This is a genomic window from Hymenobacter piscis, from assembly GCF_018760735.1.
Taxonomy (GTDB): Bacteria; Bacteroidota; Bacteroidia; order Cytophagales; family Hymenobacteraceae; genus Hymenobacter; species Hymenobacter piscis.
Genome location: NZ_JAHHZN010000005.1, coordinates 168,234 through 186,895 on the forward strand (window position 1 = coordinate 168,234; position 18,662 = coordinate 186,895).

Here is an 18,662-nt window from a genome sequence, read left to right on the forward strand (position 1 = left end):
TTGAATGTGGGAAATGTGACTGTTGCCTGATGAAGGACATTTTCACATTCAACCCACATTGCTCCACATTCAAGACACATTAAATCTTCCTTGCGGTATTAATCACGTTCACGGCGTTGAAGCGCGTGGTGCTCGAGCCGTGGCTCACGGCCGACACCTGGCTGGGCTGGCCCTTGCCGTCGAAGAAGGAGCCGAACAGGCGGTAGTCCGACGCGTCGCAGATGGCGGCGCAGGAACCCCAGAACTCCAGCGTGTTGGTCTGGTAGGCCACGTCCTCGAGCATTTCCGTGATGCGGCCCTTCTCAATGGCGTAGAACACCTGACCCCCGAACTGGGAGTTGTAGCGCTGCTGATCAATGGAGAACGAGCCGCGGCCGGCAATGTAGATGCCCTTGTCCACGCCCTTGATCATCTCATCCACGCTCAGCTTCTGGGTGCCGGGCTTGAGGCTGATGTTGGGCATGCGCTGAAACTGCACCGTGCTCCAGGAATCGGCGTAGCAGCAGCCGTCCGACTCCTGCTGGTTCACGATGTGGGCCTGGTCGCGGATTTTCTGGTAGTCCACCAGCTTGCCGTCCTGAATGATGTTCCACTCCTTGGTCGGCACGCCTTCGTCGTCGTAGCCCACCGCGCCCAACGAGTTGGGCTGGCGCTTGTCGGCCACAATATTGACCAGCTTGGAGCCGTAGGGCTGGCCCTTGGCGCGCCACTCCAGCGTGGCGAAGCTGGTGCCGGCGTAGTTGGCCTCGTAGCCCAGCACCCGGTCGAGCTCAGTAGGGTGGCCCACCGATTCGTGGATGGTCAGGCCCAGGTGGTTGGGGTCGAGCACGAGGTCATACTTGCCGGCCGTCACGGATTTGGCGGTGAGCTTCTGCTTGGCCTGCTTGGCGGCCAGGGCGGCATCGGCCAGCATGTCGAAGCTGTTGCGGTAGCCCACCAGGCCGGTGCCGGCGGGGCCGGCAATCTTATCTTCGGCCTTGGGCTGGAGGTACTCGTAGCCCATGCCCATGGGGGCGCTCAGCGCGTCGCGGGAGCGGAATTTGCCCGAAGTCCGGTCGATGGCCGTGACCGTGAAATTGGGCCAGATGCGGTGCACGTCCTGGTCGATGTAGGAGCCGTCGGTGCTGGCAAAGTACTTCTGCTCATTCACCTGAAACAGGGCCGAGTTCACGAACGAAGCCCCGTTGTCGAGGGCGGCGGCGTTGGCGGCCAGCAGCAGGTCCACCTTGTCCTTCACCGGCACCTCGAAGGCATTCACCTGAATCGGGGTTTTCCACGCTACCTCGCCCTGGCCTTTCTGGGGGGCGAGCTTCACGGGTTCCTTCTGCACCTTGCTGTTGGCCTTGGCAATCTGCACGGCCAGCTGAGCGGCTTTGGCCATCCCGGCCTCGGTCACGGTGTTGGTGGAGGCGAAGCCCCAGGTGCCGCCGGCCAGCACCCGCACCCCGGCCCCGAAACTCTCGCCGCTGGCAATGTTCTGGACCTGTTTTTCGCGGGTGAACACGCTCTGGTTAAGGTAGCGCCCGATGCGCACGTCGGCGTAGGTGGCGCCGGCCGCTTTGGCCGCGTTGAGGGCCGCGTCGGCCAGGCGTTTTTTTACGGCTACATCCAGGCCGGGCTCCAGCAGGCGGGCGGGGTCTACGAGGGTACCGCCGAAGCCGGGGAAGGAGGGCAGCCACAGGGCGCCCGTCGCCAGCCCGGTCAGGCCCACAAAGTCGCGTCGTTTCAAAATCAGTACGGGTTTGGGTGAGTGGAGAAAGGAATTCGGCAAGAAGGTAAGGCCCTTCACGCGCCAATTGCAACCCAGGGACGAAAATGCCGTAGCGGGGCTGCATTATTTCTGAAAATCCCGCCCACCCCCGGCATTTTGTCAAGGATTTCGCCAAAAGCCCGTTGCTTTACGCAATCGGCCGGCGCGGCTGGCGTTGGGTAACCACGTTGCCGCGGCCTGGTAGGCTTCTTATTCGATACATATTCTGTGACTATGAAAAAGCTATTCCCGGGCCCGCTGGCCGGGCTGTTGTGGCTACTCTTGTTGCTGGGCGGTCCGCTGGCCCCGGCGCAAACCCCGGTTCCGCCCTCCGCTATAGCCCCGCCCGCACTGCCCGTGCGCTGCCTGCCCGAAGCGCCTGGGCCCGGCCGGTACGCGGCCCTGCGCCGGGCCATCGGCGCGGCGCGGGTGGTGGCCCTGGGCGAGCAGACGCACGTCGATGGCACGACCATCGACGTGAAAGTGGACCTGATTCGTTACCTGCACGATTCGCTGGGCTTCACGGTGCTGGCCTTCGAGGCCGACATGTACGGCACCGACCGCGCCGGCCGCGACATAGAAGCCGGCCAGCCGGCCCTGCCCGCCCTCCAGGCCTGCCTCTACAACAGGCGTATCTGGTCGGGCACGGCCGAGTTCCAGCCCCTGGCTACCTACCTCGATGCCCACCGCGCGCTGCGCGTCACCGGCTTCGACTGCAACCTGCAAAGCGAGCTGACCGAGGACCGCGCCCTGCCCGAGCTGCGCGAGTTCGTGCGCCAGGACCGCCGCACCCGCTGGCGCGAACCGGATTTCTATCCGGCCGCCGAAATGCTGGGCGAGCTGCTCAACGGGGGCGACTTCCGGCAGCTACGCACCCACCCCGCCGATTCGGTGAAGCTGGCCCGCTGGTTCCAGCGCGTGGGCCAGTCGCTGACGGCCATAGCGGCCCGCCAGCCCGCGCTGGCTTCCCGGGCCGCGTTCTGGCAGCAATGGCTGGCCAGCACCCGCGCCCTGATGGAGGTGAACAAAGAAGCCTTCCGCGGTAAAAAGCCCCGGCCAGACTTCCGGGATAAGCTGATGGCCGACAACCTGCTGGCCCTGACCCGGCAGTTCAGTGACCAGAAAATCATCGTCTGGGCCGCTTCCTCGCACATTGCCAACGACCACACGTTTCTGCCAGAGGCCACGCCGCTGTCGGAAGACTACGCCCGCCGCATGCAGGCCCAGCACCCGCCCGCCCCGGGCAGCGAGGAGGATACGGTGCGCCTGGTGCGCGACGACCTGGCCGGGTTCGTGTCGATGGGGTTCTGGGTGAAGCAGGCGCTGGGTCCGCAGTACTACGCCATCGGCTTCACGGCCTACGCGGGCACCTACGGCAGCGCCGACCGGCCCGCTGAGCTGATGCGGGTGCTTGCGCCGCCGCCGGCCAGTCTGGAGCAGGCCTTCGAGAACCAGGGCTGCCGGCTGGGGTTCGTGGATTTGCGCGCCGGCCCCGATGCCGAGTACTACGCCGCGCCCCTGGGCTACCTGCCCCTGCTGGGCCGCTGGCAGCACCTGTTCGATGGGATGCTGTTCACCCGCGACATGCGCCCGGTGACGCCGTACGAGCCGGCCGCCACCTCGGCGCCGCCCCTGGCCAACGGCCGGCAGCTGCCCGGCACCGTGCACGACGCCCAGACCGGCGCGCCCGTGTCGTTTGCCAGCCTTGGGTTGCGGGGCACCACGTTGGGCACCGTCAGCAACCTGAACGGGGCGTTTACGCTGTTTGTGCCCGCGGCCCACGCCCGCGACACGCTCCAGGTTTCGTGCATCGGCTACGCCTCGGTGCGGGTGCCGCTGGCCCGGCTGGCGGCCGGCGAGCTGTTGCGCGTGCGCCTCGTGCCCCAGGCGCATCTGCTGGGCGAGGTGGTAGTGAAGGCCCCGCTCAGCGCCGTCTCCATTCTGGCCAAAGCCCGGGAACACCTGTCCGAAAACTACCCCCAGCAGCCCCACAGCGCCCGGTTCTTTTACCGCTATCAGCGCCACCGGGCCGATTCGCTGCTGCTGCGCGAAGAAGCCGCCGTGGATTTCTACGACCGGGAAGGATACCGGCGCGGCAGCTGGGAACGAACCCAGGACGGCAAGCTGACCCAGGTGCGGCAGCTGCGCCGCTACGCGGTACCCGAGCTGGCCACCTGGCCCTTCTCCTTTATGGAAGCCATCTGGGGCCACGACCCCATCCTGACCACGCGCAACCTGCTGAGCGAAGGGCCGGCAAGCCGCTATGCGCTTACGCTGCTCGGCGAAACCCAGTACAACGGCCGCCCAGTGTACGAAATTGCCTTCCGCTGCGACAAGCCCAACGCCTACACCACGCCCTACGCCTACCCCTCGCCGGCCCTGGTCGAGGGCAAAATCCACATCGACGCCGATAACTTTGCGGTGGTGAAATACGAGGCGCGCATGACCCGCGACACCCTGCTCATGAGCAAGGATAAAGTACTCCGCCGCCTGCGCCTGCCCGGCCCCGCCCGGCACGTCGACCGGGCCCACGACGTGTACCAGTACGAGGAAGTGAACGGCCGCTACTACCTCAAATACGCTCAGTTGGAATATCAAATCGATTACGTGCTGCGGGCCACCGGCGAAACGCGGCGCGACACCGAAAACCAGGAGCTGCTCATAACCGGGCTGGAGCTGGAGAAGCCCGCGGTGCTGCAAAGATCCACGCAGGATGTGCTCACCACGGTGCCCTACCGAGAAGGTTTCTGGCAGAGCTACCAGGTGATGTTGCCGGAAACAGCGGCTCCGGGAGCAGTGAAATAGGGGTAGCGCGAAGCCTTTGCTTCGCGTATCGCAGCACGAAAATACTGATGAGTCGTCCCCCGATACACGAAGCAAAAGCTTCGCGCTACTCCTGCTCGACGGGTCCGCTGGAAATTCCGCGCGCCTCCGCCAGCAGCCCCAGCAAATCGGTGGCAATGTGTTCCCAGGGCTGATTCAGGTTGATGTTGACCACGCGCACGGGGTGGCCGCCGAGGGTGTAGCGCAGGTCCACGGCCTGGGCGGCGGCGGGGTAGAGCAGAATGCCTTCGAGGCGCTGGCCGGGTTGCAGGGGCTGGTTCTGGAGGTAGGCGTAGAGCTGGTAGAGGTGGGGCGAGATGAGCCGGGCCTGGTCGTGGTGGCGCTTGAGGGCCGCGGCGTAGTACTTGGTGTCGAGGATGATTTTGCGCGCCGGACTTTCCAGGCTCGTGTCGGTTATCATGGCCGGCAGCAGGGCCAGGGCTTCGGCGGTTTCGGCCTCGGCCTGCCAGGCAATGGTTTCCGAGGCCACCCGGAACTGCTGCTGCTCGAGGCGGTAGAAGTTGCGCACGAACTGCTCAAACAGCCGGGCCATCAGCGGCTCGTCGCGCCTAAAGTCGCGGAAGCGGGCGGGGCCGGCCGCGTCGGGGGCGGGCAGGGCGCTGCGGTACACCAGCCCGCACACGTTGAGCAGAAAACCGCCCAGCCCTGCCGGCCGCTCCCGCCGGCCCCGGCGCAGGGTGGCGGCCGTGAGCGGCAGGGCCTCTACGGTCGCCGGAAACCGCCGCAGCTCCGCCCGAATCTGCCGCCGCAGCTCCGGTGGCACCGCCCGGTTTCGGCTGAGCAGCTGCAGGGTGCCGCGCAGCAGCCCCGCCAGGGGGGAAGCGGGCGTCAGCTCATCGAAGGCGCACACGGCCCGTCCCCGGGGCAGCAGCTGGCGGCGCAGGGTGGGCGTGAGCAGCACCCGCCCCCGCAGTTCCGGCAGCTCCGCGGTGCGCTCGGCGTAGCGCAGCGGCAGGCCCTGGTGGCGCAGGCGGGCGGTGCCGCGCAGCAGCACGTGGGCCAGCAGCGCCAGGGGCCGCTCAAATTCCGCCCCGCTCACCGCCTCCAGCTCCTCCGCCTCCGGCAACCGGTTCCAGGCGTAGCAGAGCAGGTAGTACAGGTTCTGGATGGGAATCATGGGCGGGGTGGGTTTTTAGTTGTCAGTTGTTGGTTGTCCGTTGTCAGTTGTTGGTTGTCCGTTGTCAGGTACCGGTTGCTCAATCTTCACAAAAGCAACGCGGCGGAGTGGCCGCGTAGCGGCCTTGGGTTTGTAGTTCAGTAGTTGGATAAAGCGGAAGCGCCGCGTAGCGGTGCCCGAATCACCGGGCGTTTCGTGCACCGCTATGCGGCGCTGGAAACAAGCTTCTGATTCTCTACAAACCCAAGGCCGCTACGCGGCCACTCCGCCGCGTTGCCTTTGTGAAGATTGAGCAACCGGCGCCTGACAACGGACAACCAACAACCAACAACTGACAACTAAAGGCCAACTACTTACAAACCCGCCAGCAGCTTCTTTTTCTGCTGGGCGGCTTTGGCGGGCTGGTCGAGCCAATAGTCGTCGAGCAGCGGGGCAACTTCCTGCTCCAGAATCAACCGCAGCCATTCCCGGGCCTGGGCGGGTGCGGCGGGCGGGTGGCAGAAGTAGCTGTGACCGAGGCAGAAGTCGGGGCCCAGGTCGGGGTCGTCGGTGATGGTGCGGTTGAGGTCCGTGAGGCGGGTGGTGAGCTGGTCGATGACGGCAGCCGGCACCCCCTGGGCTGTCAGCAGGGCCCGCAGCGGCTCTCCAAATTCGGGGTGCAGATTTACGAAGGCGAAGCGGCGGCGCAGGGCGTAATCGAGCGGGGCCAGGCTGCGGTCGGCCAGGTTCATGGTCCCGATGACAAACACGTTTTCGGGCACGAAGAAGGGCGGGCTGCCGGCCGGGGCGTAGGGCAGGCGCAGGCCGTGGGCGGGGCCGCGCTTGTCGGCTTCGAGCAGCACCAGCAGCTCCCCGAAAATGCGGGCCACGTGGCCCCGGTTCAGCTCGTCAATCAGCAGAAAATACGGGTGGCCGGGGTCCTGGGCGGCGCGCTGGCAGAAGTTCACCAGAATCCCGTTCTGGAGGCGGAACGCGCCATCCTGATCGGGCCGGAAACCCTGCACAAAATCCTCGTAGCTGTAGCTGGGGTGAAACTGCACCAGCTCGATGCGGGCCGCGTCGGTGGCGCCCAGCGCCAGCCAGGCCAGCCGCCGGGCCAGAAACGTTTTGCCCGTGCCCGGCGGCCCCTGCAACAGCAGGTTGCGCCGCCGCTGCAGCGCCGCCCGCGCCGCCGCCAGCTCATCATCCGACAAAAACAGCTCCGCCCGCGCCATTTCCAGGGTGTAAGGCTGCGGGGCGGGCCGCTGGTAAGCCGCTCTCGGCTCCTGGGCCGCCGTAGTTTCATCAGGAGTTTCGGGTGGCTCAGGGGCGGGCTGGTTACGGCGCTTACTGGCCGTGGCTTCGCGCACCGTGCCGGTATACAGCTCCTCCATCTGCTCCTGAGCGGCCACGTCGCCATTCAGCAAAGGCGAGTTTTCGAGGGTGGGGCGCTTGGTGGCAATGGTGAAATCCAGCGCCTCCAGCGCTTGGTTGGTGGGCGCCCCGGCCCGCAGCGGCCACTTCGCCGCCGCTTCCCCGGTGGCCAGCCGGTAAGCCAGCTGCGCGACTTGGCGCGGGGCGTAGCGCCGGCCCCGGTACACGAGGTCGTAGACCGTGCTCAGCGGCATCTGCGGCCCGGCCTCATCGAGCTGGCGCAGTGCCTCCAGCACCAGTTCCCGGGTTAGCTGCGGCGGATCGGTCATGGATTGTTGAATGGGTGGATTGGTGAATGGGTGAACGGTTGAATGATTGGACAGTTGAGAAAGGACCGTCATGCTGAGCGCAGCGAAGAATCTCGCGGGCGGACGTTGCTAAACTAGCCAGATGTCAGGAATTACTTTGGCACGCGAGATTCTTCGCTGCGCTCAGAATGACGGTCCTTTCTCACCATTCACCCATTCACTCATTCACCATCACCGTGCGCCGGATGCCGAGTTTTTTCATGCGGGCTTCCAGGGTTTTGGGGTTGATGTCGAGGAGCAGGGCCGCGCCGTGGGGGCCGCTGACGCGGCCGCCGGTGCGGTGCAGGGCCGCCAGAATGTGGGCGCGCTCCTGCTCGCGCAGGGTTTTGAGCGGGCCGCCGGTTTCGGGCAGGGCGGGAGCTGCTACTGCGGTGCCGGCCGCAAAGCCCTGAAACTCCAGAAACGGGCCCTGACTCACAATCACGGCTTGCTCTACCACGTGTTCCAGCTCGCGCACGTTGCCGGGCCAGCCGTACTGCTGCAGGGCGCGCAAATCCCGCTCGCGCAGCCCCCGCACGGGCTTGCCCATCTGCTTGGTGAAGCGTTCCAGGAAGTGGCGCATGAGTGGCTCCACGTCCTCGGGCCGCTCACGCAGGGCCGGCAGCCGAATCGGGAACACATTGAGGCGGTAGTACAGGTCGGCCCGGAAGCGCCCGGCGGCTACCTCTTCCTCCAGCACCCGGTTGGTGGCCGCAATGACCCGTACATCCGACTGAATAACCCGGCGGCCCCCGATGCGCTCAAACTCCTTTTCCTGGAGCACCCGCAGCAGCTTGGCCTGCAAATCCAGGGGCAGCTCGCCCACTTCGTCGAGGAAAATTGTGCCCTTGTCCGCCAGCTCGAACTTGCCGATGCGCCGGTCGTGAGCCCCGGTAAAGGCACCCTTCTCGTGGCCGAACAGCTCGCTTTCGATGAGCTGGGCGGGCAAGGCGGCGCAGTTGAGCTTGATGAGGGCTCGTTCGTGGCGGGGCGAGAGGTGGTGCAGGGCCCGGGCCACCAGTTCCTTACCGGTGCCGGTTTCGCCCGTAATGAGCACGGTGGTATCGGTGGGGGCCACCTGGGCCAGGCGGGTCTGCACCTGCTGCATGCGGGCGCTGCCGCCCACAAAATCGTCGAGGCGGGCGGCGGCGCTGGTGTTGATTTCGTCGATGAGGTAGGTGCGCTCCCGCTCCAGCTGGGTGCGCAGGGCCTCAATCTGCTCGAAGGCCAGCACGTTCTGCACGGCCAGCCGAATCTGGGGCACCAGGTTCTGCATCAGCTCCAGGTGCTCCTCAGTAAATGCCTGGGGCTGGTGGCTGGCCAGAATGAGGGCCGCGGCGGGCTCCGTGGTATTCTCCAGCGGGGCGCACAGCAACGACTGGGTGCCGCGCTGCTCCCGGATGTAGTGCAACAGGGCGTGCTGCCGGGCCAGGGCCTCAAAATCGGGGCCTACGTACACGCCGGGCCGCGAAAACAGCTCAGCCAGGGCCGGCTGGGAATCCTGGTGGTGAGGCAAATCGTCGTAGCGGTTGTTGGCCAGGGCGGCGAAGGTGCCGTCGGGCTGCTTGTTGAACTCGGCCAGGGCGCGGGCTTCCGTAGCTGAGGCCCGGGCCCGCACCCCGAAATAGTCGCAGGGCACCACCCGGTTGATTTCGGTGGCAATGGTGCGAAACAGCTCGTCGCGCTCCTTGATGCTGAGCAGGGCGTTGTTGAGGGCCAGCTGCATGGTTTTTTCCTGCTCGCGGCGGGCAATGTCCTCGAAGGCCAGCGTGTTCGTGACGGCCACCGCCACTAGGCTGCCAATCTTTTCGAGCAGGTCCGCGTCCTGGGCCGACAGCTCGGGCCGTCGCCGCGCCACCATGCTCAGAATCCCGATCAGGTGGCCGCCCGTGCGCAGGGGCACCATGGTCAGGTAGCGCATGCCGCTGGCCAGCAAGGCCTGAAACGGCCGGAAGTCGGGGTACTCCGTCAGCAGCTCTGCCAGGTCGAGCTGCTGGAGCCGGGGCGCCCGCAGAAACTTCTCGACGGGCGTATTCTCGATGCTGCTGCGGCCCTCCGACTGGGCCAGATCGGCGGAGGAGAGCAGCAATTCGCCCAGGTAGTCGCGCAGGAATACGCGGCGGTACTGGTGCTCGGCGTCGAGGGAGAGGATGGTGATGGCGTCGAAGGGGAAAATCAGCCGCAGCTTCTCGGTTACGCTCCGGAACAGATCCTCCTTGTTACGGGTGGTGGCAATGGCCTCGTTGAGGTAGAGCAGCAGGGAGTCGTCCTGATCGGGCATGGCAACGCAAAGTGATTTTTGCTCAAATGTCAGGAATTAAAATCAGTAATTCCTTATATAGCAGGAATATTATCGAATATATGGTGTTTCTACTATTTGGCTTGTGGAAATAATAAACATCTATTAGAGGCTGGAAAAGCACTTTTGGAGCTTCATTAAAATGAATTTAACGGGTTGGCACACGTTTCGGTAAAAGGCGGGCACTACCACGTCACTTCTGAGTATGTATTTCCGACCAACTTTCGCCTTGCCGCTCGTTGCCCTGGGGCTGCTGAGTGCCGGTGCCGCCCGCGCCCAACAGGGCCCGGTGCTGTCCGATTCGCTGACCCTGGACGGCACCGTGCGCTCGGTGCTGGAGGCTAACCCGGCCATTACCACCCTGGAAGAGGAAGTAAACGCGGCCACCAGCCGCGTAACCCAGAGCCGGGGCGGGTTTCTGCCCCAGGTAACGGGCACGGCCACCTACACCCGCATCGACCCGGTGGTGCAAGTACAGCTTTCCCCCGACGCGCCGGGTTTCCAGCTGGCGCCCAATAACAACTACGACGCCCACATCACGGTGCAGTACGGGTTGCTCGACTTCGGCAAGCGCGACGCCACCTACAACCTGGCCGAAAGCCGCCGCCTCGCGGCCACCGACCAGATCAACGTAACCCGCCGCGACCTGGCCTACTCGGCTGCCCAGAGCTACTACAACATCCTGTTCGTGCGGGAAAGCATCAGGGTGCAGGACGCCCAGATTGCCTCCCTGCAGCAGCACCAGCGCGAAATGGAAAAGCGCGTGGAAGGCGGCGTGAGCACCCGCTTCGACGTGACCACGACCCAGGTGCGCATCACCCAGGCCCAGAACGCGCGCATTGACCTGGTAAATCAGCTGCGCAACCAGCAGGTGCAGCTGGCCCGCCTGCTCCACAAGCCCGAGTACGTGCACGTGCCCGTGCGTGGTACGCTGACGTATCAGCCCCAGGCCGTGGATGTGAATGCGGCCCTGGCCCGCGGGATTGAGAACCGGCCCGAAGTGAAGCTGGCCCGCGACGCCGAGCAGACCGCCAACCTCAACCTCAAACTCATTGAGCGCAGCAACCTGCCCGTGCTGGGCGTGGGCGCGCAGGTGGGCGGCAAAAACGGCTACCTGCCCAACCTCGACAAGTTCCGGCCGAACTCGGTGGGCGTGGTGCAGTTCTCGGTACCCATCTACGACGGCAACAAGAACAAGAACCAGCGGGTAGAAGCCGCCGCCAACATTCGCGGGGCCCAGTCGCGCATCCAGGACACCCAGGAGCAGATCCGGGCCGATGTGCGCCAGGCCGCCAACAACCTGGAGGCCAGCTCGGCCCGCTACGACAACTCCCTGGTGCAGATTGCACAGGCCACCGACGCCCTCACCCGCGCCCAGGCCCGCTACCGCTACGGCGTGGGCAACAACCTCGACGTGCTCGACGCCGAAACCCAGCTCCTGCAGGCCCGCCTGGCCCGCCTGCAGGCCATCTATAACTACACCCTCGGCCAGTACCAGCTCAAGCGCGCCACCGGGGAAGTGATATGGTGATATAGTGAAATGGTGAGTTGATGTTTGAGCGGCGCAAGCGGCGCAGTTAGCTGAAAGACCAATTAACTGCGCGATTAGTAGTCAGACAAGCCAACACCCGCTCGTCCATACGCTACTTCAACTCCGCGTTTTCATCTTCATCCTGCGCCATTCGCGCCTCCCGCGCCATCAGAACGTCAACTCACTATTTCGCCATCTCACCATTTCACCTCCATGACCATCCTGTGTCCGATTGATTTTTCCGCTGCGACGGAGGCGCTGGTCACCTACGCGGCGGCGCTGGCGGCCGGGACGGGGGCGGAGTTGCGGCTGCTGCACGTGCTGGAACCGGAGCTGGCCCTCAGCGCCGCCCTGGCATTGCCCGACGTGTACGTGGCCCGGCAGCTGGCTTTGCACCGCGAAACGGCGTTGCAGGCCGGCGCGGTCGTCAGCACGGCCGTTACCTGCGGCGACGCGGCCCGCGAAATTGTACGCGAAGCCCGCCGGCATCCGGCCCACAGCATCGTTATCGGCGCGCACGGCCGCACCGGCCTCACGCGCTTCCTGATGGGCAGCACCGCCGAAACCGTCGTGCGGACCGCCCCCTGCCCCACGCTGCTGGTGAAGCCCGGCTGCCCCCAAACTCTGCGCCCCACGGGGTAGTGGTGAGATGGTGAGGTGGTGAAATAGTGAGTATGACGCTCAGTTCGTACCAACTATTCAGTGCCTCCCTCTCTGCTTCCCTCAATAGATAACCCCATTCCTGTAACAGTCCATAGCCTGTTCGCGCCAATAGCGCATCGCGCACCGGTAGAACAGCAACTCACCATTTCACTAGCTCACCATTTCACCTCATGGCAACTCCCGTTCAGCACGACCCGGCCGTAGCGCCCATCTCCTCCGACGCTTCCGAGCCGGTAGTTGAGGAGCAAGCAGGTAGCTCCAAACGTCCCTTTATTCTCATTATTCTGGCCCTGATTCTGCTGGTAGGCGGCTACTACGGCTGGCAGCGCTACCAGTTCGGGCTGGCCCACGAGGAAACCGACGACGCCCAGGTAGAGGGCGACGTGTACCCGATTCTGCCCCGCGTAACCGGCCCCGTGCTGGCAGTGAAGGTGGAAGACAACCAGCGCGTGAAGAAAGGCGACGTGCTGGTGACCGTAGACCCCGCCGACTACCAGCAGCGCGTGAATGCCGCCGAAGCCGCCCTGGCCGCCGCCCAGGCCAACGTAGTGGCCGCCCGCGCTGGCGTGGGTACGGCCCAGGCCAACGTGGGCGCCGCCCGCTCCGCCATCGGGGTGAGTGATGCCAACCGCGCCCGCTTGCAGAAGGACCTCAAGCGCAGCGAATTCCTGCGCAAGGAGGACATCATCCCGCAGAGCGAGTACGACGCCGTGCAGGCCAACCTCAAATCCACCAGCGCCCAGCGCGCCACGGCCCAGCAGCAGGTGAGCGTGGCCCAGCAGCAGGTAGCCGCCGCCCGGCAGCAGGTAGCCGTGGCCGAAGCCGTGGTGAAACAGCGCCAGGCCGACCTCGACAACGCCAAGCTCCAGCTCAGCTACACCACCGTCACGGCGCCCGGCAACGGCATCGTGAGCAAGAAGAACGTGCAGCCCGGCCAGAACATCAGCCCCAACCAGCAGCTGATGGGCCTGGTCGCCTCCGGCAACACCTGGATCATCGCCAACTTCAAGGAAACCCAGCTCGAAAACATGCGCGAAGGCCAGCCCGTGCGCATCGAAGTCGATGCTTACCCCAACGAGGAGTTCGAGGGTAAAATCGAGTCGCTCTCCGCCGCCACCGGTGCCCGCTTCGCCCTGCTGCCCCCCGATAACGCCTCCGGCAACTTCGTGAAGGTGGTGCAGCGCGTGCCCGTCAAAATCAGCCTCACCAAAACCGACCCCACCCACCCCCTGCGCGCCGGCATGAGCGTGAAGGCGACGGTTAAGGTGAAATAGTGAGGTGGCTCAAGGTGAAATGGTGAGATAGTGAAATGGTGAGTTGATGTTCAGGCGGCGCGAATTACGCGGCTTGCGCCAACGGCTCACATCGGGTTGGACACGCCGTCAGCGCCGCCCGAACGTCAACTCACCATTTCACCATCTCACTATTTCACCCTGAGCCACCTCACTATTTCACTTTGGGCTTTGCTTTTTTGCGGGCGGTGGCCAGTACGGCCAGAATTTCGGTGTATTCCTGTTCTAAGCTCTGCAGCCGGCTTTTAGGCAGGATACCAGCGTCGCCGAGCAGTTCGAGCCAGAACAGCATTTCGTCGGCCTCCTCCACGCAGATGCAGAGTTTGGCATACCACTCAGCGGGTGACCGGCCTCGGCAGGCGGCCCGAAAATTGGCGGCTACGGAAGTGGCTGACCGCAACAATTGCTTCCCCAGCACAGCCGCTTCCCCGGAACGCGGCAGTTGCTGAAACAAGCGGATTACGCGCAACGAAGCCTCCTTGGTCCGGCCTCGATACAACTCATTGAAGGAACTGACTGCTGACGTTTCCTCACTCATAAAATAGGTGATAGGCTGAGCCTTAGAAGTCTGATAGACAAACTAAGAACATAAACTCACCATTTCACCACCTCACCATTTCACCTCATGGAAACCGGAGCTAAAAAGTGGATTATCGTCATCACGGTGGTGCTGTGTACGCTCCTGGAGCTGATTGACACCAGCATCGTGAACGTGGCCCTGACCCAGATGATGGGCAACCTCTCGGCCACGCTTTCGGAAGTGAGCTGGGTGATTGCCGCCTACGCCATTGCCAACGTGATTGTGGTGCCCATGACGGGCTTTCTGTCCGAGCAATTCGGGCGGCGCAATTACTTCGGCTTCTCGGTGGTGCTCTTCACGCTGGCTTCCATTGCCTGCGGACAGAGCACCAACATCTGGGAGCTGGTGGCTTTCCGCTTCATTCAGGGCATCGGGGGCGGGGCGCTCATGGCCACCTCGCAGTCGATTCTGATTGACACCTTCCCGCCCCGGCAGCTGGCCCTGGGCCAGGCTCTGTTCGGGATGGGCGTCATTATCGGCCCCACCATCGGGCCCACGCTGGGCGGCTACATCGTGGATAACTACGACTGGCCCTGGATTTTCTACGTGAACGTGCCGGTGGGCATCATGGCCACCATCTTCACCTTCCTGTTCATCAAGGACCCCGAATCCATTGCCAACGCGGTGCCGCGGCCGTTGCGGGAGCTCGACTGGGCCGGTATTTTCCTGCTGATTCTGGGCGTGGGCTCGTTGCAGTTCGTGCTGGAAAAAGGCGAAACCGAGGACTGGTTCGAGTCGGGTCTGATTCTCACGTTTACGCTGCTGGCCGTCGTCGGCGTTATCGGGTTCATCTGGCGGGAGCTCACGGCCAAGCAGCCCATCGTGGATCTGCGGGTGCTCACGCGCAGCCGCAACCTGTCGTTGGGCGCTATCCTGTCGTTTATTCTGGGCTTCGGGCTGTTCGCCTCGGTGTTCATCTTCCCGATTTTCACCCAGCGGATTCTGGGCTTCACGGCGGCCCAAACCGGCCTGATGCTGCTGCCGGGCGCCCTCGTGTCGGGCTTCATGATGCCCATCATCGGGCGGGCGCTGCAGGCCGGGGTGCCGCAGAAGTACATGCTGCCCTTCGGCTTCGGCATCTTCTTTTTGTTCACGTTCTGGATGAGCCTGAAAATTTCGCCCACCGCCGGCGAGGACGACTTCTTCTGGCCCCTGATTCTGCGCGGCGTGGGTCTGGGCCTGCTGTTCCTGCCGGTCACTACCATGTCGCTACAGGGCCTGCGGGGCAAGGATGGCGCCCAGGCGGCTGGCCTGACGGGGATGCTGCGCCAGCTCGGGGGCTCGTTCGGGGTGGCCATCGTGGGCACGTATCTGGAGCGCAACATTGCCTACAACCGGGTGGCCCTGCTGCCCAACGTGTCGCTCTACGACACCGAAACCCAGCAGCGCGTGCAGGCCTTCACCCAGAACTTTATGAGCAAGGGCTTCTCCTTCGAGCAGGCCCGCCAGCAGGCCTATCAGGTGCTCGACTTCACCATTACCAAGCAGGCCTCGCTCATCACCTATGCCCAGACGTTCACCATGCTGGGCCTGTTCTTCCTGGCCTGCATTCCGCTCCTGATCTTCATCAAGCGCATCCGCAACGCCGGCCCCGTGGACCTGAACGCCGCGCACTAGCGGGGAGATGGAGAAATAGTGAAATGGTGAGTTGCTGTAAGGGGCGATAATGGCGTCGTTGGAGCGAGTGAGAAACTCATTTATAGGCTGGTTTCACCCAAACAAAAAGCCCCTGATGCCAGCACGGCGTCAGGGGCTTTTTGTTTGGGTGAAACGAGACATGTGAAAGGCAGAGGATGCTTGCTGATTGCCGCGCCGTTAGCGCCGCGTAAACAGCAACTCACCATTTCACCACCTCACTATCTCACCGCTATTGATACTGCACGTACAGGGGCGAGGGGTCGAGGGCAATGACCTCGGCGGGGGTCATAATGTGGTGGGGCTTTGGGCGGGCGTCGTACTCGTAGAAGAGCTTGAAGCCGGTGTACTGCACGGGCTCGGCCTTGATGTAGGCGTTGTAGGAGTCCTTTTTCAGGGTCGGGTCGCCGTGGCCGTCCATGTGCATGACCACTTGCACGCGGGGGTCGAGCTTGATGTTTTTGTAGTTGCTCACCATTTTACGGGTAAAGCGGTGCACCGTCAGAACCTTGGGCGGAAGCTTGTTCTCGCTCACGATGCGGGCCAGGAAGTTGATGGTGAAGTTGATGTCCTTGGCATCCAGCGTCCCGATTTTCTGGTTGGGCCGCACGCCGGGCATGGTGGCCAGGGAGAACTCGGGGTCAATGCCCAGGTGGATATCGGGCTGCTTGAGGTACTGCTCCAGCTTGGGCAGCTCGGCCTGCAGGGTGCTGTGGCCGGGCTGCACATCCAGGAACAGGATGCAATTGTGCTCCCGGGCCCAGCTGATAACTTCCTCAATAGTAGCTTTGGAGTTCATCAGGCGCCATTTGCCATCCTTGCCGGGCGTGCCCTGGGCCGTGATGGTCACGTTGTGCAGGGCGGCCTGCACGGGGCGGCTCGGGTCAGCGGCCTGCCACTCCTTGAGCACGCCCGCAAACTTGCGGAACATCTGCTCCTTGGGCTCCCGGCCCAGAATGCCCATGCCCTTCGAGCGGATGTTGCCGTAGAACGCCACGATGCGGTGGCCGGGCAGGATGGCGCCGGGCAGCTGACCGGTTTTCTTGGCAATCGAATCGGCCTTGAGCGAGTCGCGCTGCATGGCCTGCCGGGCCAGTTGGGCCGAGTCAACCACTACGGGCTGCTGCACCGTGTCGGCGGCCAGGGCGGCCGTTTCGGTATCAGTAACGGAGCGGGAGCCGCAGCCGGGCAGGGTAGTCAGGGCGAAAGCCAGGCCCAGGGAGGCCAGGGCGGGGGCCGTGAGGCGGGTAAGCGTGGACAGGTAAGGCACTAAAACAAATGGAATTAAAGGCGAATGGAACTGCTAAGGTAGGAGGTTTCCGCCCGAAATCAGCATCCCCTAACCTTGAGCTTGCCGGATATAGCGGGCCTTCCTGCCGCCCGTAACAAGCCCTAAAACGCCGCCCGCAGCAGTGCGAACGGCGTTTTGGAAGTCTATTGAATCAACGCTTATTTCAAAGCAAACGTGATGGGAACAGTGTATGAAACGGCTACTGCTTTGCCATCCTTCCGGCCCGGGGTCCACTTGCCCGGCAAGTTGCGCACAGCATTCAGGGCTATTTCATCCAACTCCTGGGCCAAGGCGGCGGGTGTGCCGGGCTTGGCCACGCCCTTCTGCACGGTGGCCGCCTGAATGGTACCATCGGCCCCCACAATAAATTTCACGAAAGCCCGGCCTTCTACTTTAGCCGCAATGGCTGCCGGAGGATACTTCACCAGCTTGCCGATATCGTCCAACAGCTTCTCCTGGCCGCCTTCGTATTCAGGCATCTGCTCCACGTAAGTGTATGGGGCGCCCGGTTGGTGCGGGGCCGGCTTCGAGCCGTCAGATATCGTCAGGACCTTAAGACTTTCAGCTTTTTGGAACCCGGGCTCTTTGAGATTTGGCTCAATAGTTTCTTGGCAAGCAACTAAGCTCAGCAGTAGGCCGGCACTCAGGGGCAGCGGGAGCCAGCGTTTCCAGCGGTGGACGGGGGCGGCAGTAGTTAGCATACGGATCCGGGTTAGGGTGAGGGATTGGGTAAAGGAATGCGTGAGGGACAGGTTGGGGCCTAGCTGCCGCAGGGCCAGGCGGGCCAGCAGCGCCGCGTAGGGAGCCGGGTCAGGCGTGGTGGCGGAAGCCTCGGTCGGTTGCAGCGCGTGCAAAGCGGTAGCATCAGCCAGAAACTCGTGGGTCTGGGCCAGGGCCCGCGGGAACAGATAAGCGAAGGGGTTGAACCAGAGCAGGGCCCGGGCCACTTCCAGCAGCAGGCGCTGGCGGGTGTGGTGCTGGCGCACGTGGGCCACCTCGTGGGCCAGCACGGTGCGGGCTTCGGCGGGCGTAAGCGGGGCGGTGTCATCCCAGAAAATCCAGCGCCCAAACGAACTGACGGGCCGCCGGCCGCCGGTGTGTACCAGCACGTAGCCAGGGCCCGGCGTGCGGGGCAGTTGCCGGGTGCTCAGCCAGAGGTGGCCCAACTGGCCCAGCAGGCGCAGCAGTAGCAAGGCTACTCCCAGCGCGTACAGGGCCGGCAGGTGCGGCGCAAAATCAATGGCCGCCCCGGGCAGCACAGCCCCGGGCCATACCGTAAGACCGGGCAACTGCGCCTGCACCAGTGCGCCGGTGGCCGCTACCGGTAGTTGGCGCAGCAGCGCGGGCAAGGCGGCTCGTACCAGCAGCGGCCCGAGCAGCGCCAGCCAGGGCAGCAGCGTCAGAAACTGTTGGTTGTAGCTGAAAAATCGCTCCTGCCGCAGCACATAACGGTAGAGCAGCCAGCCCGCGCCCAGCACCAGCGTGCTTTGCAGGCCCCAGCTAAGCAGGTCGGTCGGCGCCGTCGGGAGCAGATTCGGGAGCATCGGGCGTGGCGTTAGGGGTGGACGGGGCGGCCTGGGCGTGGCGCAGGAGTTCTTCCAGCTGGGCCGCGTCGAGGTTTTCTTCCTTCGCGAAAAACGAAACCAGCCGGCTGAACGAGCCGCCGAAGTAGCCACCCAGCAGCTTGCCCAGCGAGAAGCGCCGGTACTCGTCGCGGGCCACCAGGGCGTGGTAGCGGTGGGTGCGCCCGAAGGCTTCGTGGCCCACAAACCCCTTCTGGGCCAGAATGCGGATAATGGTGGATACGGTCGTGTAGGCCGGGGTGGGCGGGGGCAATTCCGGCACCACGTCTTTCACGAAGGAAGGGCCGCGCTGCCAGAGCACCTGCATCACCTGTTCCTCGGCGCGGGTGAGTTCGGGAAAGGAAGAATCAGCCATAAGTAGGGGGGATTTGAGTTGG

13 protein-coding genes are annotated in these 18,662 nt (G+C 64.1%); 5 read left to right on the top strand and 8 right to left on the bottom strand.

Translation table 11 applies throughout. From position 1 onward, the window contains the following. Positions 1-79 precede the first annotated feature (79 nt). Positions 80-1,729, bottom strand: coding sequence for a TldD/PmbA family protein (locus tag KLP40_RS07760; RefSeq protein ID WP_215593203.1), 1,650 nt, complete (start codon positions 1,727-1,729; stop codon positions 80-82). A 255-nt stretch (positions 1,730-1,984) separates the two neighbouring features. Between KLP40_RS07760 and KLP40_RS07765 the strand changes: the two genes are divergently transcribed. After that, positions 1,985-4,555, top strand: a complete 2,571-nt coding sequence (locus KLP40_RS07765) for an erythromycin esterase family protein (RefSeq protein ID WP_215593204.1) — start codon at positions 1,985-1,987, stop codon at positions 4,553-4,555. A gap of 85 nt (positions 4,556-4,640) precedes the next feature. Here the strand turns inward: KLP40_RS07765 and KLP40_RS07770 are convergent, their stop codons facing one another. The 3 genes from KLP40_RS07770 to KLP40_RS07780 form a co-directional block, all read right to left on the bottom strand. Beyond that, on the bottom strand, positions 4,641-5,711 hold the full coding sequence (locus KLP40_RS07770) for a 5-methylcytosine restriction system specificity protein McrC (RefSeq protein WP_215593205.1): 1,071 nt from the start codon (positions 5,709-5,711) through the stop codon (positions 4,641-4,643). Between the two features lie 353 nt (positions 5,712-6,064). Then, positions 6,065-7,393: an AAA family ATPase gene (locus KLP40_RS07775; RefSeq protein WP_215593206.1), complete on the bottom strand. Its 1,329-nt coding sequence runs from the start codon at positions 7,391-7,393 to the stop codon at positions 6,065-6,067. A 196-nt stretch (positions 7,394-7,589) separates the two neighbouring features. Further along, complete coding sequence (locus KLP40_RS07780; RefSeq protein ID WP_215593207.1) at positions 7,590-9,692, bottom strand: sigma-54-dependent Fis family transcriptional regulator; 2,103 nt, start codon at positions 9,690-9,692, stop codon at positions 7,590-7,592. Positions 9,693-9,939: 247 nt separating this feature from the next. Here KLP40_RS07780 and KLP40_RS07785 point away from each other — a divergent pair, with 247 nt between their 5' ends. The 3 genes from KLP40_RS07785 to KLP40_RS07795 all read left to right on the top strand — a co-directional run bounded on the left by KLP40_RS07785 (position 9,940) and on the right by KLP40_RS07795 (position 13,178). Further along, the gene (locus tag KLP40_RS07785; RefSeq protein ID WP_215593208.1) at positions 9,940-11,241 is read left to right on the top strand and encodes a TolC family protein; all 1,302 of its coding nucleotides are present in this window, start codon (positions 9,940-9,942) and stop codon (positions 11,239-11,241) included. A 213-nt stretch (positions 11,242-11,454) separates the two neighbouring features. After that, positions 11,455-11,883, top strand: a complete 429-nt coding sequence (locus KLP40_RS07790) for a universal stress protein (protein ID WP_215593209.1) — start codon at positions 11,455-11,457, stop codon at positions 11,881-11,883. 191 nt (positions 11,884-12,074) lie between these two features. After that, a complete protein-coding gene (locus KLP40_RS07795; protein ID WP_215593210.1) occupies positions 12,075-13,178 on the top strand; it encodes an HlyD family secretion protein in 1,104 nt (367 codons plus the stop codon). A gap of 172 nt (positions 13,179-13,350) precedes the next feature. Here KLP40_RS07795 and KLP40_RS07800 read toward each other — a convergent pair whose 3' ends face one another. After that, a complete protein-coding gene (locus KLP40_RS07800; protein WP_246558705.1) occupies positions 13,351-13,734 on the bottom strand; it encodes a four helix bundle protein in 384 nt (127 codons plus the stop codon). 87 nt (positions 13,735-13,821) lie between these two features. Here KLP40_RS07800 and KLP40_RS07805 point away from each other — a divergent pair, with 87 nt between their 5' ends. Continuing rightward, positions 13,822-15,393, top strand: coding sequence for a DHA2 family efflux MFS transporter permease subunit (locus KLP40_RS07805; protein WP_215593211.1), 1,572 nt, complete (start codon positions 13,822-13,824; stop codon positions 15,391-15,393). A 250-nt stretch (positions 15,394-15,643) separates the two neighbouring features. On the opposite strand, the gene KLP40_RS07810 is transcribed toward KLP40_RS07805, so the two are convergent. The 3 genes from KLP40_RS07810 to KLP40_RS07820 form a co-directional block, all read right to left on the bottom strand. Next, positions 15,644-16,681, bottom strand: a complete 1,038-nt coding sequence (locus KLP40_RS07810) for a hypothetical protein (protein ID WP_215593212.1) — start codon at positions 16,679-16,681, stop codon at positions 15,644-15,646. Between the two features lie 179 nt (positions 16,682-16,860). Further along, positions 16,861-18,246: a M56 family metallopeptidase gene (locus tag KLP40_RS07815; protein ID WP_215593213.1), complete on the bottom strand. Its 1,386-nt coding sequence runs from the start codon at positions 18,244-18,246 to the stop codon at positions 16,861-16,863. Further along, entirely contained in the window at positions 18,203-18,640 is a 438-nt protein-coding gene (locus KLP40_RS07820) for a BlaI/MecI/CopY family transcriptional regulator (RefSeq protein ID WP_215593214.1), read from the bottom strand. Before KLP40_RS07820 ends, KLP40_RS07815 begins: the two co-directional genes overlap by 44 nt. Positions 18,641-18,662 lie beyond the last annotated feature (22 nt).

Excerpts from the sequence above, each read along its gene's own strand:
- KLP40_RS07765 (WP_215593204.1), top strand. The coding sequence starts at position 1,985 with ATGAAAAAGCTATTCCCGGGCCCGCTGGCCGGGCTGTTGTGGCTACTC.
- KLP40_RS07770 (WP_215593205.1), bottom strand. The coding sequence starts at position 5,711 with ATGATTCCCATCCAGAACCTGTACTACCTGCTCTGCTACGCCTGGAAC.
- KLP40_RS07775 (WP_215593206.1), bottom strand. The coding sequence starts at position 7,393 with ATGACCGATCCGCCGCAGCTAACCCGGGAACTGGTGCTGGAGGCACTG.
- KLP40_RS07780 (WP_215593207.1), bottom strand. The coding sequence starts at position 9,692 with ATGCCCGATCAGGACGACTCCCTGCTGCTCTACCTCAACGAGGCCATT.
- KLP40_RS07790 (WP_215593209.1), top strand. The coding sequence starts at position 11,455 with ATGACCATCCTGTGTCCGATTGATTTTTCCGCTGCGACGGAGGCGCTG.
- KLP40_RS07795 (WP_215593210.1), top strand. The coding sequence starts at position 12,075 with ATGGCAACTCCCGTTCAGCACGACCCGGCCGTAGCGCCCATCTCCTCC.
- KLP40_RS07800 (WP_246558705.1), bottom strand. The coding sequence starts at position 13,734 with ATGAGTGAGGAAACGTCAGCAGTCAGTTCCTTCAATGAGTTGTATCGA.
- KLP40_RS07805 (WP_215593211.1), top strand. The coding sequence starts at position 13,822 with ATGGAAACCGGAGCTAAAAAGTGGATTATCGTCATCACGGTGGTGCTG.
- KLP40_RS07815 (WP_215593213.1), bottom strand. The coding sequence starts at position 18,246 with ATGCTCCCGAATCTGCTCCCGACGGCGCCGACCGACCTGCTTAGCTGG.
- KLP40_RS07820 (WP_215593214.1), bottom strand. The coding sequence starts at position 18,640 with ATGGCTGATTCTTCCTTTCCCGAACTCACCCGCGCCGAGGAACAGGTG.